Origin of the sequence: Chitinophaga ginsengisoli (assembly GCF_003014595.1) — a bacterium.
GTDB classification, from domain to species: Bacteria; Bacteroidota; Bacteroidia; order Chitinophagales; family Chitinophagaceae; genus Chitinophaga; species Chitinophaga ginsengisoli.
The window spans coordinates 758,148-777,967 of record NZ_PYGK01000002.1 but is presented as its reverse complement, the minus strand read 5'-3'; the positions used below and the strand labels follow the sequence as shown (position 1 = coordinate 777,967).

Sequence of the window (19,820 nt, the reverse complement as noted above, 5' to 3'; positions counted from 1 at the left end):
ATTATACCCGGTTGATACCGGGCCTACAAACACGCAGTCCGCCGCGGTGGGCTGATAAGCACTATCTTAAAATGCCTGATCTCAAATATATAACTACAGATAAAGACAGCGGGTTCCCGGAGTACCTGGACTTTGCCACGCTGCGCAAACTGGGCATTCAGCATGTTGCGGATCTTTCAGGCAAGATATGGACAGACCACAACCTGCACGATCCCGGCATCACGATGCTGGAGGCCCTGTGTTACGTGTTGACGGACCTGGACTATCGCACCAAACTTTCTTTTAAAGACCTTGTTGCTGCTTCTGCAGGCACAGGGGAGGATAACTTTTATACCGCTGCACAGATCCTGGGTAATAATCCCCTGACCATTGCAGACATCCGCCGCATGCTCATTGATATCAAAGGTGTGCGCAATGCCTGGCTGTCGCCGATCAATGAAACGGAAACAGAAGAGGCTTATTCCCTGACATACGACTGTACGAACGGCAACCTTGACAATACCCGCTTGTCGGAAGGACTTTCATCTGTACCCCTGAAAGGGCTGTATCGTGTATACATTGAACCCGATGATGTGTATGCTGCTGCTTATGAAAAGGATGCCTGCGGCAATGATGTATTCCCGATGGATGCGGTATTGTCGGAAATTGATACCCGCCTGCATGCACATCGTAATCTCTGCGAAGACTTCCCCGATGTTATAGTGCTGGAGAAAGAGCCGATCAGTCTTTGCCTGCATATTGAACTGGCAGCGAATTATGATCCGGATGATGTACTGTTGAATATTTACAGCAGCATCCAGGATTTCCTTTCGCCCGCTCCTGTTTTTTACAACCTGCAACAGTTGCTGGATAAGGGTAGAAGCATGGAGGAAATCTTCGAAGGCCGCCCTTACGATTTTGTGAAAGATGAACCTTTACAACAGAATGGTTTCATTGACGTGCAGGAACTGGAAAACCTGCAGATGCTGACAGAGCTGCGTGCGTCAGACCTCTACCGCATTATCATGAATGTGCCTGGTGTGGCTGGTGTAACCCGCCTGCTGATGAGCAGTGCTGATGAAGACGGGTACGCAATGACGGATGCAGCCGGTAATCCCATCAAACAGGAAGGAGAAGAGTGGTGCCTGCACCTGAAAAAGGACCATCGTCCTGTATTATCCCCGGAGACTTCCAATGTGATCTTCTTCCGCAATAAACTACCGTTTAATGCGAATACGGAGGTAGTGAACCAACGGTATAAGAAAGGTATTTCTGACTATAATAAATTCCCCAAACAAAGGGAATTGCTGGACACGGTGGTGCCTAAAGGTCGTCAGCTGGACCTTGCGCAATATACTTCTGTTCAGTATGAATTTCCGAAGGTGTACCTGGTGGGTAAGAATGAGGTACCGGGCGATGCGACTGCCGCCAGAAAGGCGCAGGCATTACAGCTGCAGGCTTACCTCTTGTTCTTCGACAGGTTACTTGCTGACTATTTCTCCCAGCTATCCAGTATACGGAAACTGTTCTCCATGCGCCCGACACCTGAAGGCGGAGAACATACTTATTTCCCTGCTGATATCAGCAATATTCCGCAGTTACCATCCCTGCTGCGTTATAAGAAACAATTACCACAGAATACGCAAGGCACTTCCTATAATGGTATGGAGCTGGCGTATGAACCGGATGCCACTGGTACAGGCCGCAAGATATACAGCTCGATGTATTTGCGTGATGAAACGATCCGTCGTATCATCAGTGAGTGTACCAACAATAATGTGGTACGCATGATCCAGCAAAGGGAAGACGATGGTAACTGGTACTTCCAGCTGACAGATACTGCCAACAACGTGTTGCTGGAAAGTGCTGTTTTCTTCAGTACGAAAATAGCAGCAGAGCAGGCAGCGCTGGATGTTGTATTCCTGGCTACCTTATCCGGCAGTTACAGTCGTAATAACAACCGCCGCGACGATATTTACAGCTTCGACCTGGTGTACAGCGATGCGGGCGATACAGAGATGCTCACCGCATTATACGAAACCTCAGATCAGTATTTCGAAAGGAAAGAAAGATTCCTGAATCATCTGCTGGCAAGGTTCTCTGAAGATTTCACAGATTATGCACTGATGATGTATAATCTGAGTGGTAAGAAGAATGACCCTGCACGCAATATTGCAGACAAGGCCGCCTTCCTGTCTGCTTACCCTGAGACCAGCGCTAACCGCGCCCTCGCCTTTGATTACAAACATCCTGCTACTGGCTTCCCGGTATGTGGCCTGGAAAAAAGAGTGGCAGGACTGATGGGTATACGGCAGGCTCCTGCTGCTTCACTGAATAACTTCGATCTTGTCAATGCTGAAAAGCAGACAGGTTTCGTTTGCTCGATACCTGGTCAGAATACACCATTGTTTGTAAGTGACAGCCTGCATAGCAAAGAAAATATTGAGAGCGTTTTCAAACAGTTCCTGGAGCTGGGTAAAGAGAAGGCGAATTACAGGCCTTACGGATGCCCGGGAGAAGGCGTGTTCGGTTTCTATATACAATCTCCGCTGACGGCGGATGAGTGGATCGCCGCGAAGTATTCTTTTGAATATACGACCGAAGAAGAAAGAGATGCGGTGATGGAATGGTTCGTGCAATTCTTCAACGATAATGGGCAGTACAAGGTGTATCCGCAAACACAGGAAGGCTACCATTTCCTGTTTCCTGACGATTACGGTAAGACACTGCTGAAAAGCAAACAAGGTTTTGAAACAAAAGAGATAGCTCTTTCACATGGATATGACTGTCTGGAGATATTACAGGATGACAATGCCTGGGAAGTAGAACCAGAGATGGCGGCGGGTAATTACAGGATCGTCATTGTGCAGAACAATGTACAGATCGCGTATCATCCGCAGGCATATGGTACGGAGGAAGCAGCGCAACAGAAAAAGAAAGAGCTGCAGGAGTACTTCCGTAAACATTACCTGGTATACCAGCGCGATGCGTCAGAATTGTACAACTGGCAGATGACCTATGAGGGACAACCTGCATGGCAGGGCATGATTCCTTTTAAAGATAAAGTGCAACTGCCTGTGGCTTTTGTGCAGTTTGTAGAACTGGCTGCCAATGTAGATAACTACCTTATAGTACACAAGGGAGGCGGCCGCTTTGACCTGGAGGTTGTCCGTAAGGAGTCCGGTAATGAAGAGGGCACGCAGGGCATTACCGTGATGTCTGTGCACATGTCTGATTTCCCTACGGGAGATGCTGCACGGCTGGCACGGGATAAATATGTGAATCTGTTCAGCCGTCTGTGGCTGACGATAAGCAGCGCAGTAACTACTGTATCTGCGGCCATCTATCATTTTAAAGACCTTGAATGTCAGGCAGGACTGCCTGAGATCCTGCTGAGCACAGCCCGCCCAATTCCTGACGGAGCAGCAGTAGCACAGGCGACCCGTAACGTCATCCGTCATGCCAGTGATCCGCAGCGGGTAACTATTTATACATTAGATAATTGCCGGTATGTGGTGCAGGTGCATGATGACGCCGGACAATTACTCGCAGAAAGTCCTGAAACAAGCGATCATGCTACTGCCACGAATCTGCTGGAAAGAATATTGATAAAAGCGGCACAGGATTCACTTTGGGTGGAGAAAGGCGAAGCAGTAAATGCTTACGGATTCCTTTGGGAAGACGAAAAGAGCAGCACGCCCCTGTTGCAGAGCATTCCTGTATGGGATAGCCGGGAGGCTGCTGCAACTGCTTTCCTTGGTTGGGTACTGACTGCAAAAGCAGAAGATGTACAGGCAGATCAGTGGCCGGGAAGCGGATATGGTTATCTCGCTTTTACGAAAGACGGAGCGCCTTTTGCCAAGCAGGGAAAATGGTATGCTTCAGCAGAAGAAAGAGATGCTGTATTGCTGTTGCTGCATCAGCAAGTGACTGCTTTACAGGAAAGCGCCGGATGGTCTGCTGTGACCCTGTATCGTTATTATTTTAAGATCAGCGATAGTGAAGGTCTGTTGTTACAGGAACCTCATTTTTACAACAGTTATGACGAGGTACGTACTGCTTTTTATGACACGGTGAAGTTTGGAAAGCAGCGGTTATACTATCTGAAGACGTGCATTAGTAACTGTACTTACAGTTTTAAGATCATTAGTGACAAAAAGGACGTACTGGCGGTACATCCATTCGAATATACCACTACGGAGGCCAGGGATGCGGCAATAGAGCGTACGCTCCGCTTCCTGCAGGATCATGGCCAGACAGTGACCGACGTGAAACTTACAGGTGCCTGGCGTTATAGCTGGCAGTGGTTGTCCTGCTGTTGCTGGCATCCTGAAACTGCATTGGAAGGTCTGGATGAGAAACCGGAGAAAGAAGATGCAGAGAAGGCATTGGAATATATACTCGACAAACTGGCGCCTACTGCAGCTAATTATAAAGTAATCAAGGAAGAGGGCGGCTATCGTGTATATCTCATGGAAGGAGAGGACAGGATAGCGGTACATCCTCACCTGTATGACAGCGAGCGTGAGGGTGAAGAAGCCATTAAAAGGCTTGCTGCATGGGCAGGATTCAGACTTGACCTGTTGAAGCCGGATGTATATGCGAAGGAGAAAGACATTCGTACAGGCTTATATCAAAGCGGTAGTAAAAACACCGTGATCGGCTATCGCCTCTGGGACCGTGATTACCGTATGGCGCGTTATGTTCCACAGTTTGAATCCGAAGCAGAAAGAGAGCAGGCAGTCGTTGCGTTGCTGCAACGCTATCATCGTAAACTGCCGGGATACACTGTACTGGAAAAGGGCACCTCTGTAGTGACGGGAGAGAACGGCCGGTATTACTATCAGTTACGTCGTAATGATTTCCTGCTCTGGCAGAGTGTGACTGCGTATGCTACCCCGGATGCAGCAGCGGCTGCATTCCAGACTGAGTGCTGGGGGCTGCTGCAACGTACGCTGTCGGTCGAAAACTACAGTGCCTGGACAGCGACAACGGAAGATCTTTATCTGAATGATGATAAGGGCCAGCCATTAGCTGTCGCGAAGATCACGCCGGGTAGTTATGATGCCTATATGGCTGCTATCCAGGCAAGGCAGAAATTTGCCCGCAGACATGCTATATACCGAAAAGACGATGGAAGCTTTGCATTCCATATCTACAATACAAAAACGAATAGCTACGAGTGGGAAAGCATGCACACGTATCCAGATCCGGATGCTGCAATGACCGATCTGCTGGAATTCCTGCAATTGCTGTTGTTCCGCGGCAACTATTGTCTGGATAATGAGACGGTAGGTTGTAATTATTCCATCAACCTGGGTAAAGTACTACTGGACATTCAGCATGTGACCAAAAAGTGCGTGGGTGAAAAAGAAGATGTAAGCGAACAGGATGCATGGGACAGATTACAGACATTCCTCGACAATCTTGATGCTGACAATAAGAACTTCTTTCCTTATACTGACTATGCTGGCGGCTGCCGTTATGCTTTCCGCATGGTAGATGACAGTGTGTACCGTGTGGCACAACATGCAGGCTGGTACCAGGGGATGGAAAGAAGAGAAGACGCGCGTCTGGAGCTGCAGGCAGATATCTACTGTAAGAGAAAGCTCTATGGCTGGTTTGTGAACCCGGATGAAAAAGGCAATATAGATCCACGTATCCTGGATTGGTATTTTGATCAACCTGAAAAGATCAATTACTCCCAGTTGTGGATGAGCTATAATAATATTCCTTCTTTTACACAACTCTGGAGATCTGCCAATGAAGGAGGAGAGGGCGACGAGCAGACATCTGCTATCAAGCTGTATTACTACCAGTTATTTGGTAAGGATGATAAAGTGATGTGGCAGACGGTCACCCGTTATAATTCTTCTGCACTGGCGGAAAAGGCAGAACGGTATTTCTATGTGTACCTGCTGGAAATGGCAAGGTCAGAAGCCTCTTACTATTACGAGCAGATGCCGGGTTGTGAGAACGCCTATACGCTTTACCTGAAGGATATGGACGGAAAGATCATCGCCATCGCGCCGGAGGTGATCTGCGGGGAAGATATAGAGAATGACCGCGCTACCCGTGTGTTTAACGCCATGATGTTTCCTGTAGTGGAAAACGGCAAAGGATACGCATTTGAGATCAACAATATAGAACAGCTGCTGGTGGGCAATAAGATCAGTTATGACTATACCACGATATGGGAGTCAGTACACGTCTATGATACGCCTGAAGAAGCAAAAGCAAGGCTGGGAGACGCCAATGGCCTGCTGACAGATCTGCGCAACTATCAACGTGGGGATGAAGATGCCTGCGGTCCTTTTGGCATTACACTGGTGAATCCTGAGGGCATACAGGCGGAACATCCGCTTTCCTATACAAACATTTCTGCCCGTAACGCAGCTATGGAACATGTAGAGACAGTGATCAGCGCTGAAGGCCTGCATCTGCTGGAACATATCCTGATGCGTCCCCGCGGACAGCAGCAGTCGTATGAGGCATTACAACTGCAGGTAAACTGGTCACAACCGGAGCAATTCTCATACGTGCTGCGTATTATCAGTGAATCTGTGTTTGCCAATGCAGCTGCCTATATGGATGCATTGAAGCAGGCTGCTAACAATGATAAGGTGTTTGTTGACAGGCAGGTTTCCACGATGACCATTTCCTGGTACAGGAATGATGAGAAGATAGCGGCAGCTGCCCTGGAAGCAACGGATGAGGTGATCAAACTGCTGAGCGACCTGACTTTTGTACGGAATGAAATGAAGTCATTGCTGAGTAGTGTAAAGGTAGACAGTGTCAGTACAGTGGTGATCCCGATTGTGTGCAAAACAGAAGATGCGATTCTGCCGGTGTGTAATGATGTGTGTCTCTGCTGTGATGATGAGGAGGAAATAGACGAGGAGAATGCAGCCTTTTGTGACCGTACTTTCCTGGCAGATCCTTACTCTTTCTGGTCTACCGTTGTATTACCCGCCTGGCCGCAGCGTTTCCGCCTGGCCCGCTTCAGACAATTCTTTGAAGATACACTGCGCAGGGAGGCGCCGTCGCATATACGGCTGAATATTGTCTGGATAAGCCCACAACAGATGCTGCAATTTGAGAAGGCCTGGAAACAATGGCTGGGCGCATTATCCAGGGAAGAGAGCTGTGATTATGACGATAGTCTGCAGGCTTTGAATCAAATATTAAGAGAACTAAAAAATGTATATCCGGCTGCATACCTGTATGATGATGAGGGTGGGGATGATAAGCCATTGATCATATTGGATGAGGCAATGCTTGGATAATATTTAATAAATAAATTCTTCAGAAATGATAATAAATATTTCTACCCCTTACCCGGTTTTTAAAAAGGGGCAGCAGTTGAAGAGTAGCAGCCTGACTGGTATTGTCAATTTTTCAGGGCAGGAAGACCAGGATACCCGCACCTACCTGGAGGGATCAGGCATCTTTTATGGTCTTGATGTAGTGGTGGATGCAGCCGCTGGTACTGTCAGGCTGAAACCTGGTACAGCGGTAACTTCAGACGGTCAGCTCTTTTCATTGGAAGATGAGATCATTTATAAAGGTATCAGCAAAACGCCGGAGGGTAAAAACTTCGATGTACCGCTGCTGGACCGTACCGCCACAGTGATGGTGCTCAGCAATGCGGAGGAGAACCATAATGAGCTTATCTATCGCTTGTCCGGTATTAATCCGGATAATCCGAAGGGAGACGAAGATACCACGCCATACCTGATCGTACTTATTGTGCGCAGCGACGAATCAACAGAGGATAGTTGTCTGTATGGCTTTGAGAACAGTGAAAGTAAAAAAACACTGGAAGTAGAAGCGGCATTGATCCCTAAAAGCTTTTTTACGCAGACAGAACTGGATGCCTGGTTTATTAATGATGCTACAGATGCAGGAGAGAATGATCCGATCATCAACCGTTTTGGTTATACGCCAAGTGAGGGAGGGGCACATATCTCTTTTGAGCACTTTACCAGCTGGTCTGCTGTCAGTACCGGATTTGATGAAGTTTGTGCAGCAGCAGAACCATTGATCGGAACGGCCTTTAAATCGGTGTATGAACTGGTGAAGGAGAAACTGGGACTGGACCCGGCTAATCCATTCAATACCCTGGCAGACGACCTGGGAAAGCTGCGCACTGCGGTTAAGAGCAGCGGCGGTAAAAAGTTCCCATGGCTGTATGATTATTACCGCGACCTGGTGGCTACTTATGAAGAGTTTGTAGCTACAGACCTGTTCAGCTACCTGTCCCTGATGCCGAAAAAGAGCCGCTTCCGGGGGTATATTGCCCTGCATAGTATCCGGACAATGTCCCTCTCAGGACAGGAGGCCATCAACTACCGTATGGGGCTTTACAGGCCTCCTTTTGCAGACCTGAGCATCGATTCACTGGAGAAACCCCAGGTGTTGCTGGCGCGTCTGAAATACCTGGCAGACGTAACACATACACGTTTTAACGATGCTAATTTTCCTTCTTCCGTCGTAGGTTTTACACCGGATGCTGGTATCAATAAAGTATTGTCAGAAAGGGCGATTCCTTTCTATTATAAGAATCCAACAGAATTGTCAGCCAGCTGGAATGCAGCAGCGACCCGCAATCGCCGGACCTTCAACATTCCGGGTATTACGGACGAGAAAGACAGGAAGTTCCTGCTGGCGAATATGGATGGCTATGACTTCTTCCGCATCAAAGGGCATACGGGTCAGACGGTACAGGCAACGCAGGACGCCATTGCTGACCTGCGCAGAGATCTTCACCTGCCTTTTGATATAAAGGTGGTATACCTGGGGGAAGATGAAGATATGGACCAGCTGATCCGTGAAAGATCAGCGGAATTCAGCGATCTGACCGTTATGCTGGAAAAGATTGTGAATGACATCCGTTGTGCACGTACCTGTTCTGATAATTTTGAAGAGGTCATCTTCGGGCGTGAGTTCGACCGGAATGATATCGGCGATATGTTTGAAGCGCTGGTCACCCTGTTTGGCAAACCACCTATCGCAGATCTCGACAAGAAACTTACTGAGATCTGCAGCAGGGAAGGCGCCTGTAACGATAAGGATAAAACATGCTGCCGGGCGCATTTAACGTCTCTTTACGCCGTATGTGTAGAGTATGTTCGCCGTAAGGGAGAACTGACAGGCAGCCTCTTATTTCACCGTTTTGCAGAAGAGCATCCGGGGCTTGAACACAATGGAGGCGTACCTAAAGGTGGTACCCTGGTATTGGTATGTGCAAAGACCAATATAGCTTCCCTTTCGGAAGAGGATAAGTCGACGCTGGTGAACCTGATGCTCAGTAGTAAGGACGAAGAGAAAGCAGCTGCTATGAGCCTGGCGAAAGAACTGGAGGGATATGAAGTAGTGGCAGATTTCTGCCTGCCTTATATCTGCTGTTCCGGCAAGCCTGCTATCAACCTTATATTGCAGGAGTCGCCGCCGGTAGCCCGCTTCAGTATTATTAAACAGGAAGATACTTCGGAAGGTGAAGCAGTCGCGATATCGCTGAAGAACCAGTCCTTGAGGGCAGATGCTTATCATTGGGAACTGTTCGATTATAAAGGAACATTCATCACTGACAAGGATACGACCAATCTCAGCGAGGTGGTGGAATTTGAATTAGAGCGGAAGCGCGGTGTAGTGTTTACTGTTATATTAACAGCTTCCCGTGAAGGTATGGAAAGCCAGTTCTCGAAAGAGATCACTATCTGTCCGCTGGGTGATGTGAAACTGACCAGCAATGGCAAAGTTACTGTTGACTGGGATATCTCCAGCACAGATGAAATCGGCGTGGAAGCCACTCCTTACGGTGGCGCCTTTAGCCTCATTCTACAACAGAACGACAACCAGGAACCTATTGATCCTTTAAATTTTGATGTCACCTGGAAAGAAGATAAAAAACATGCAACACTGAAGTTGGAGGATCCGCAGGTAGGTATTTACTTTTTAGACTACACATTTGAAGATGTTCAGGATTGCAAGGATTCATCCGCAAGGCTTACTATCAGTGCTTTCCTGCCCGCATCTAAAACTCCGGCAGCAGATACAGATACGACCGCAGATCCGAACGCAAATGCGAGATCCATTGTCAGTAACGATGGCGCTGCGTTCAATAAGCGCTTCCTGGGATATCGTGATGATGTAAACAAGATGGCGAAAGAGGATGAGACGCTGAAGGAAGACAGTCGCTGGACGGATACTAAATCCTTCCTGCTGGCAAGTGGTGCGCCTGAGGTACTGCATGTGGGTTATGAAAAGCTGCAGACAACCTTACAGACAGGTTTCACCAAGCTGAAAGCAGCACAGAAAACGCAGGTAATCAAACTGCTTGTTTATGCAACTGCTTATTATGTAGACAGGCTGATAGCGGAGTCGCCCGAAAAAGTACCTGCAATAGCCAGGAAACTGGTGAAGACAGCTGCAGAATCTATTACTACGCAGCGGGATGGCCTGGCACAGTGGCAGCAGGTATGGAATACTACTGGTATTGTTACGGCAGAGAATGAAAAAACAGTCAACACGTATAAAGGATTGATCGCTTAATGGAACAGCAACATGCCATCGGAAAACTCTTGCTGGAAGTGCAGCTGCCTTCCAGGGAGGAAGCCTTTGCATTGCAGGGAAGATTGAGCACAGGTGTCACGACGGAGTTAGAGCCAATGTTGTCAGCACTGCTGGACAGCTGGGCCGATCCGGATACTTTATTACAGATAGACAAACTGGAAATAGACCTGGGTTCCTGTGACCTGGAAACATTACGGACCTCACTCCCGGAGATGATCATCGGTCATCTCCGGAAGCATTACCATGGCATGCAGGCACAGCTGGCGGTGGAAGCCGGCATGCAAAGAATACCCCTGATACAGGGATACTATGAAAGCTGGTTGTATTTCCTGGAGAGAGGCATCCTGCCATCTTCCGCCGTGAAATGGCAGCAGCCGCAATGGGAAGCGGGTGTACTGGCCGCGTTATCTTCCGAGACATATGCTTTACAGCAGTGTAAGGTATTGTTTATGGAACATCCGTATGCGATCAGGCGACTGGTATTACAATTCTCACCCGCCTTTGTACAGAACTGGATACTGGCATATAGTGCAGATGCTTACCGGCAGGTGTTACAGGTCATCAATGAATGGGAAACGTTTATTTATCATCCGCAGTTGCGGGAAGCAGCGAGTGTGTTAGCGACTGCACAGCAATCACTCATCCCGGTATTGCCTGCGAGGACAAGCTATCATGATGATGTGTTCATCTGGCTGATCCGGGAGATCATTGTACCGGGGCGAACATTGAACAATACCGCATTGTTGCAGCAACTCATGCATCAATTGGTGGGTAAAGCACAAGATACCGTAGCACCCCGTTTGTTGTATGTCATGCAGACAATAACAACAGCCGCGGTGAAAGCGCCTGTTTTATTGCAACAGACAGCCGCTGCACTTGCTATGCAATATGTACCTGAGATCACTACCCTACAAAAGAGCCTGCTTACTGCACAGCAGGAAGCAACGCGACATAAACAGGGAGAAAAGCGGGACAGAGAGGACGGTGCACAACAGCGCAAGGATAATCCAGGAAAGGACGTACCTGAACAGCAAGAGCAAGCTGCTGCGAGGCAACGCCGCGAACAGGAACGCGCCGATGAAAAGACCCGTCGTGAACGGACGGAGGAAGAAGTGAAACAGGATAAAACATCCTCAGAAAAGAAAAAAGAAAAAACAACAGAAGAAGAAAGGGCACGAAAAGCAGCGGCGGAAAGCGAAGAAGATGCCACAGTGCAAGAGAACGTAAATAACGATGCAGAACATCCCGCAGGAAAGAAGCGTTCTTCTTCGGCTACAGACGAGGAAACTGCATCGCCGGAACCACTGGCAGAAGGAGCTGTTTATTACATCAATAATGCGGGGCTGATATTACTGCATCCTTATCTGTCTTTCTTTTTTGATGCGCTGGCGCTCAGAGAAGGACAGCAGTTCAAAGATGAAGCTGCAACACACAGGGCAGTACAGTTGCTGGGATACCTGGCTTATGGAGAAGAAGACATTCCGGAGTGGGACCTGGTGTTACCTAAAATACTCTGTGGTATCCAGCCGGCAGAACCGGTAAGACGTTTTATTCCGCTGACAGATGTGGAGAAGACGGAAGCCAATGAATTGTTAGCCGCAGTGATCTCTCACTGGAACGCATTGGGTAATACGTCGCCCGATGGTTTGCGCGGCAACTTCCTGTTGAGGGAAGGAAAGCTGGAATGGAAGGAGGAAGAGTGGCAGTTATATGTGACACAGCAGGCGTATGATATGTTGTTAAACCAATTGCCATGGGGCTTTAGTGTAGTAGGATTATCGTGGATGCCATGGCTGATAAAAACGGTCTGGACCTAAACAATGATAAAAGCAACCGATAATAAAAGCACAAGTAGCAAGGCAAAGCAACCTGCCGGCAATTCTTTCTTCGGAAAGGAGGAGGGAGGTGGTGCTTTTTTCGGAGAAAAAGAAACGGCGAAAGAACCCTTTTTCGTTCAACGGAAACTGACGATTGGAAAACCCGACGACCACTATGAAAAACAGGCAGACCAGGTAGCAGATAAAGTAGTGCAGCGTATGAGTGCGCCTGCCCCTGTGCAGGCCAAAGCAGCAGTTCCGGCTCCTGTCAGTACGGTGCCTTCCGGACATACCCCTGCATCTGCTGCACAACCTGATACCCTGCAAATGAAAGAGCAGGAAGGAAAAGAGGAAGAGATATCCGGAGAAGATAAGAAGGTGCAACGTAAGCCTATCTTCGACAGCATGGGCGACCCACCGGATGACATCCAGAAAAAAGGAAACGGCAGTGATGCTGCTGATACTACCAACAGCGCGCTACAAGACCGTTTACAGAAAACGAAAGGCTCCGGTAATCCATTGCCTGCCGATACCAAAACGGCAATGGAATCGTCTATAGGCGCCGACTTCAGTAATGTTCGTATACATACAGGGTCCGAAGCAGCGGAGATGAGCAACGATCTGCAGGCGCAGGCGTTCACACATGGCAACGACATCTATTTCAACGATAATAAATTTGATGCCACCAGTAGTACCGGCAGGCACCTGCTGGCACATGAACTGACACATACGGTACAGCAGGGCGCTGCTGTGCAGAAGAAAGCAGATCCCGCAGCTGTACCAGCGCATGTACCTGCTGTGCAGAAAAAGGAAGACAGTAATGCTGCTAATTCATCCGCAGAGAAAAAAGAAGAAATACCTGGTGTACAAGCCAAAGTTGAAGATACGATACAACGTGCGGGTGGTAAGCCTGCAGCTGGAGCAGCCCCTGGTGCAGCGCCGGGTGAGGTGGTGAATATATCTTCCGGCAGGTTCAATCCTTCCGCCAGTCTCGCCGAAGCAATCAAAGGCGCTGGCCGTAAAGGACTGGATGTGAACATCAATGCCGGTAAAGTGGCTGGCGCCGGTGTAATCAAAGTGAGAGAGAAAGATGGTGTGATGGAAAGTTTAAAGAATGCGTACCTGCCATTGAACATGCCGATGTTCAGTGCTGCCAGTCCAATGCTGGCCGTACGGCTGGCCAACGGAGAGGTAAGCGGTTTTGCTACGATCGGGCAAAGCGATGCACCGGAAGCTATTCCGCAATGGCTGCGTAAGAACGGTAAAGCCATCGGCTGGCTGACAGGTATAGATGTAGAAAATGTACTGTCGAAATCAACCAATACATTTGAAAATGGAGCCTTCACCTTTACACTGAATGGGGTGAAAGTGAAGGTAGGTGGCTTCGCAGAAGCGACCATGGACCTGGGCTTTGTGAACATGCAGCCTTCGGCACATGTAACAGCAGAAATGGACATCCATGGTGTGGCGAAAGGTAACCTGGACATTACCCTGGCAGAAGATAAACTGTCGGGAGAAGGTGCATTTGGAGTGAGCTTCAAAGGCTTCTCTGGTGAGATAGCTGCGAAGTTCAAGGAAGGTGTACTGGATGTGAAGGGAATGGTAAGCTATTCGGGCGACAGGTTGAGTGGTTCGCTGATGCTGGTAATGACAGACAAGAAAACGGCGGACAATTTTGCGGTAGCACAACTGGGTGGTGCCAAGGCAGAGGAAGCTGCACCACCGGCAGAAGTACCGGCAGCAGAAGGGAAAGGTCCGCGTGGTATGGCTGGTATGGGTACGCTGACCTTCAACATGACGGAATGGTTTGCAGGTAGCGTGAATGTGATCGTGGATGGAAAAGGTTTTGTGACCGTGGTCGGCAAGATCGCTCCGCCAAAAGAGATCATCCTTTTCCAGCAGAAAGACTACAGTAAAGAATTATTCAAGCTGGAAGCCCGTGCGGCTTATGGTATACCCGTGCTAGGTAACGTATTTGTCTTCGCCAATATGGCGCTGATCGCGATGGCGAAGGTGGGTCCGGCGAAGATCTATAACATCGAGGTAGAGGGCACTTATTCCAATAACCCTGATGTAGCGAAAAATATATCTCTGTCCGGTTCTCTGAACATGTCAGCATATGCTGGTCTGCGCCTGCGTGCAGAAGGTGGCGCTGGTATAGAGCTGGCAGGACATGATCTGAAAGTAGGTGTGGGCATCAATGCCGACGCCGGTGTGAAAGGTTATGTAGATGCAAGGCCGACGATTGGTTATCGTGATCCGGGAGAGTTCTTCTTCAAGGGGCATATGGAAATAGCGGCGCAACCATTCCTGGGTTTGAGTGGCGATCTGTTTGTAGAACTGGATAGTCCGTGGTGGTCGCCGTTACCAGATAAGAAATGGACCTGGCCGATAGGCGCCCTTGAATATCCGTTGCCGGGCGAATTTGGTATAGGAGCAGATATGGAATATGTGTTAGGTTCCGGTAAGGTGCCTGAAGTAAGCTTTGGCGAAGCGAAATTCGATGGTACGAAGTTCATGACCGACCTGGTGGATGATCATGTACCACCGAAGAGCGGCGCGGGAGATAAGGAAAAACAAGGCAAGTTCGTAGATGGCGGAGCTGCCGGTGCAGGTCCGGCCAAAGGAACACCGCCGCCTGCCGGCGCTCCGGGTAAACCTGCCGCTGGCGGTACACCGGGTAAAGGTGGTGCACCAGCTGCAGGTGGCGCTCCGGGAGCTGCCGGAGGAAAGGGCAAAGACAAAGAAAAGGGGAAAGAAGATCCTAATGTACTGAAGAACTTTGCCGCTGCTATGCAGAAGGTGAAAGCACTGGAAGGTAGTAAACCGATGACCCGTGATGAGATCACCCATGCTGTTGAGAATATTAAGAAACAACATAGTACACCGGGCATTACTGTAGCACCGAAAGGCACCGACCATTGGGTAGTGACAGGTACTATTAAAGATAAGCCGAATAAGCAGTCGGTGCAGGTGAAGGCGGATATGAAACCGGGAGACGACAAGGAGAAGAAGGGCGACGAAAAAGATAAAGCGAAGCAACTGAGTCTTGGCTTACAGGCGATAGATACAGAGGATGCTAAATACCTTACCAATAAGCAGATCCTGAAAGAGGAAGCAGAAAAGGTAGCTGCAACCGTGAAGTCGCAGCATAAGGTGTTTAAATCCATTACCGTGATAGACGGTGGGGATAGTTGGGATTATGAGTATGTGCAGGCAAAGAAGAAGACAGGGCCTAAGAAGGAGGAGCTGACAATCGCTACAGGATTGAAAGCGGCGAAAGCAAACTTCAAGGGAGACAAATTGAAGTTTAAATCGTGGGACCTAAGGGATTTCCTGGTGGACAAGAAAGTGGATCAGGCACTTGCATTGAAGTGGATCAAAATCTGGAAAGACAATGGAACGATCTTCCTGCACTCTTCAACAGCCGGAGAAGGTGATAAATACCAGGAACATTCCTTTGAAGACGTCTTCCCAAAGAATGACAGGGAGGTAAACAGGGATAAGAGGGAAGCATATGGCTATAGAAACCTGAGCAAATATGATGACAGGATGACAGCTGTTTTGCAGAAAAGCATCATAAAGAAGAAGGAATACAACTGGTTCCCAGGCCAGGAAAACAATGTGAGTTTCCTGAGGTCCGATAAGGCGTTTTATACGTGCGCGAGATCTGGTAAAGTGGTAGCTTTTGCCGATATTGTGCTTGGACACCGACCTAATATGGGAGCATCCAATCACTGGAACCAATATGGTCATAAACAGGAGAAAAGCAAGAATATGGAGTGGAATGCCAGGGCATCCAGTTATCACGGAATTGAAGACCCGGTAGAATCGTCCAAGAGTGCCAGTGAGTCGCCGTTGTATAAAGAGCCAATTCCTCGTGTGAGCCATCGGATGTGGTGGGATACCAAGTATTCTGGTTATTATCTTAAATAATAAATGCTATGGAAAAATTGATCAGATCTTATGAGCAAACATACGGTAAGCCCGACACTTTAATAGCGTTGGAGGCAGAACAGGGTGATGCCAGTTTTCATGTTGCCGTAAAAAATCCTATGCCTGATCAGGAGATGCCGGAGAGTACCATTACTTCCCTGGGTTTGTCAGGCTTGTCTGACCATGATGTTGAGTTGAATATCGATGTGAACGGTAAACAGTCAAAGAAGGTAATTGAAGCAACAGGTGCATTCTTTTATAAATTTCACCAGGAACTGATAACGGCAGACGAGATCGTCCCGGGTAGTATTTACAGAAATGCTGAAGTGCCGGAATTTGACGGAATGAAGGCTGCGATCATCATCAATAAAGGGTACCTGGAGCCAGAGTGGCTGGACCATGAGAAAGAGACAGGAAAGGTAATGACCATTGTGCCTTTATTTGATGAAGAAGCAGACGAATTGGAGCGTTTGCCCATACAGGTAAGGGAATTGTTTGTACGCAGGTCTCAGTTGCCTGTTGCTGATCCTAAACGGAAAAAAGATTCGGTTGTTCGTCTGGCTGTAAAGCGTGTGTGGCAGAATATTACTGAATGGTATAAAGCACACAAAGAGAAACAAACTGCGACGCTGACTACTGCCTTAAAAGGAAAGAAGACGGATGATCCCGCAGCAGCACTGGAAAAAGAACTCGGGATTAAGTTGCCGGAAGACTTCAGGCATTCGTTCGATCTTATACATGAAAGGATCGTGGTGGGCGAGTATACCCTGTATGATGAGAAAAGCATGGTGAAGACAGCCCGTGACATGAACGGACTGAATGCGGAGGGCGCCTTTAAAAAAGCACAGAAAAAAGTCACGAAGGATACACGTATACAACAGGTATGGTGGCATGAACAATGGATACCGGTGGCGGTGAATAGTTATAATGACCGTATCTGTATCGACATGGCGCCAGGCCCGGCCGGTATTCCCGGACAGGTGATCATGCACTACAATGATGTAGGTCCTGATCCATCCGGATTTGAATGTTTTTTCCAGTGGCTGGAAGACTTTTATAATGAGCTGAGAAGTGAGCTGTTTGAAGTAAATGAGCATGGAGAAATATTGAAGAAATAGATACATTAACAGTCACTGATCGCTTTTACTACCCCAAATACTATGTTAATTATTTCCATTGCGATTCAAAAAGGTGGATCCGGTAAAACTACTACCGCCCTGAACCTGGCAGCAGCCCTGCAAAGGATGGGGAAGGACGTACTCCTGGTAGATCTTGACCCACAGGCTAATCTTACCCAATCCATGGGTATTGCTGACGATACAACGTTGAGTATCTATGAGCTGCTTAAACAGGCAGCCTCCGGAGAACTGGCAGATACGCAGCAGGCCATTGTGGATACAGGTGTATTGCCATTGATACCCGCCAACCTCGAACTGGCCAGTGCTGAACTGGAACTGGTAAGTATATATGGGAGAGAGCAGCTGTTAAACCAGGTATTAGGCCAATTGGGCAATACATATGATATTGCTATTATTGATTGTCCGCCGGCAGTTGGCATGTTAACCGTCAACGCCCTTACTGCCAGCGATTATGTACTGATGCCCCTGCAGGCAGAATTCCTGCCCTTTAAAGGTGTACAGCGTTTTATGAAGAACGTGCAGCTGATTAAAAAACAACTCAACAAAAAGCTGGAAATACTGGGGCTCGTGCTGACAAAGTTTGATGAGCATAAAAGTATGCACAAGCAGATACGTACGCAGTTGCAGGAGCTGTATCCTGATAAGGTACTGGCTTCCGGCATCCGCAGCAATATATCCCTTGCCAAGGCACAGGAGCAGGCCAAGGATATCTTTTCGTTTGATAATACGGCCAATGGTGCAAAAGATTACTATGCACTGGCCACAGAAATAGCAGAACGCCTTAACGGCGGCGGAGCAGCAGCTCCGCTGCATTTAAATCGATAGATATGAAAATGAATAGTCGTCGCTATCGGAGACATCGTAACCCCGAGAAAACAGATCAAAAGGAAGGGCCTTTTTTCAGCCCTGCCTCAACATCCATACAAACAAAAGAAGATGCTTTCTTTCAGCCTAAACTGTCTGTCGGCGAGCCGGGAGACCAGTATGAGAAGGAAGCGGACGCTGTTGCCAGTAAAGTGGTGAATAAACAGCCTGCCCAGGGTACAGCTGTACAACGGAAAGAAATATCCGCAGTACAGGCTATGCCTGAAAAGAAAGAAGAAGAGAAAAAGGTGCAGAAGAAAGGCATGAATGATAAGAAGGAAGAAGAGAAGCCCGTACAGAAGAAGGACGATAAGGGGAAGGAGGAAGAAAAATTACAGAAGAAAGCAGCGCCCGATAAAAAGGAAGAGGAGAAGGTGGTGCAAAAGAAAGGCGATAAAGGTAAAGAAGAAGAAAAACTGCAGAAGAAGGGAGCACCCGAAAAAAAGGAAGAAGAGAAGATGGTGCAGAAGAAAGAAGAGCCTGAGAAAAAGCCCGCTGCAGATGAAGTGCTGAAAGAAGAGAAGGAAGAGGGAAAGAAAGGAGGGGCGCCTTCCCTGATGGCGAAAGAGAATAACTCTGGCGGCGCACGTGAGGGCAGCGATCAACTGGCGCAACAGCTGAAAGATCAGCGGGGAGATGGTGCACCACTTTCCCGTGAGGTACGTAATGAGATGAGTGAGTCTATTGGTGCTGATTTTAGTAATGTGCGTATCCATACCGGAGAGAAGGCAGCAACACTGAGTAATGAATTGGGTGCACAGGCGTTCACACATGGCAATGACGTCTATTTCAACAGTGGTAAATATGATACGGATTCGTCCGCAGGGAAACACCTGCTGGCGCATGAACTGACGCATGTGGTACAACAGGGAGCAGCACCTGCTATGGAAGGTAAAACATCCGGCGCCGCAGCATCACATACTACGCCGGGTGTGCAACGCGAGATCTCCACGCCATTACCGGATGGCGTGAAGCCTGATGAGAAATCGGAGGTGGCCAATTTCCCCGTTGGCAGTTTTAAGGTGGAGATAAGACCGGACAGGAAAGCGAAGGAAGAAGATAATATTGCTGCCGACCATGCATTTACCAGTGGCAGTATCGATGCGCACGTTTCCTATGAGCGCAATAAAAACAATAAGATATCAAAGGTGACCATTTCAAAGACCCTGATCATTCAGACTATTTATGGTGCTGATGCGACATCTAAAGGTGACTCCGGTTATGGCCGCGGGCATATCAAATCTGATACAGATAAGGGAAATAAGTCGCTGGGCTTCCATGAAGGGAATCATGGTATTGATTTCATGGAGTATATAAAGGCACATCCATTCCCGGAAATAGTCATCAGAAAGCCCGTCACTGACGCAGAGTTTGCGACACTCAAGGCCGAATGGGATGCAAAGCATCAGGCATATGTGGATGATATGCTGGCGACCAGCAAGAAGAATACAGATGATGTGAAAGATCCTCCTGCTCCGGCGAAGCCCTGATAGTATGTTTATAAACTGTT

General features: G+C 48.2%; 7 protein-coding genes. All 7 read left to right on the top strand.

Going from position 1 to position 19,820, the window contains the following annotated elements; genetic code table 11:
- Window positions 1-71 precede the first annotated feature (71 nt).
- The 7 genes from CLV42_RS07670 to CLV42_RS34155 are packed head-to-tail and all read left to right on the top strand — an operon-like array spanning window position 72 to window position 19,800.
- A complete protein-coding gene (locus tag CLV42_RS07670) occupies window positions 72-7,265 on the top strand; it encodes a hypothetical protein (RefSeq protein ID WP_106601299.1) in 7,194 nt (2,397 codons plus the stop codon).
- 25 nt (window positions 7,266-7,290) lie between these two features.
- Entirely contained in the window at window positions 7,291-10,533 is a 3,243-nt protein-coding gene (locus CLV42_RS07665; protein ID WP_106601298.1) for a hypothetical protein, read from the top strand.
- Window positions 10,533-12,371 carry a contractile injection system tape measure protein gene (locus tag CLV42_RS07660; RefSeq protein ID WP_106601297.1) on the top strand — a complete coding sequence of 613 codons (1,839 nt, stop codon included), beginning with the start codon at window positions 10,533-10,535 and terminating at the stop codon, window positions 12,369-12,371. The genes CLV42_RS07665 and CLV42_RS07660 overlap by 1 nt, the downstream gene beginning before the upstream one ends.
- A 3-nt stretch (window positions 12,372-12,374) precedes the next feature.
- The gene (locus CLV42_RS34160; protein ID WP_106601296.1) at window positions 12,375-16,307 is read left to right on the top strand and encodes an eCIS core domain-containing protein; all 3,933 of its coding nucleotides are present in this window, start codon (window positions 12,375-12,377) and stop codon (window positions 16,305-16,307) included.
- Between the two features lie 8 nt (window positions 16,308-16,315).
- The gene (locus tag CLV42_RS07650) at window positions 16,316-17,425 is read left to right on the top strand and encodes an SMI1/KNR4 family protein (protein ID WP_106601295.1); all 1,110 of its coding nucleotides are present in this window, start codon (window positions 16,316-16,318) and stop codon (window positions 17,423-17,425) included.
- 42 nt (window positions 17,426-17,467) lie between these two features.
- The gene (locus CLV42_RS07645; protein ID WP_106601294.1) at window positions 17,468-18,271 is read left to right on the top strand and encodes a ParA family protein; all 804 of its coding nucleotides are present in this window, start codon (window positions 17,468-17,470) and stop codon (window positions 18,269-18,271) included.
- A 2-nt stretch (window positions 18,272-18,273) separates the two neighbouring features.
- Window positions 18,274-19,800 carry an eCIS core domain-containing protein gene (locus tag CLV42_RS34155; protein WP_211303403.1) on the top strand — a complete coding sequence of 509 codons (1,527 nt, stop codon included), beginning with the start codon at window positions 18,274-18,276 and terminating at the stop codon, window positions 19,798-19,800.
- The last annotated feature ends 20 nt before the right edge of the window (window positions 19,801-19,820 follow it).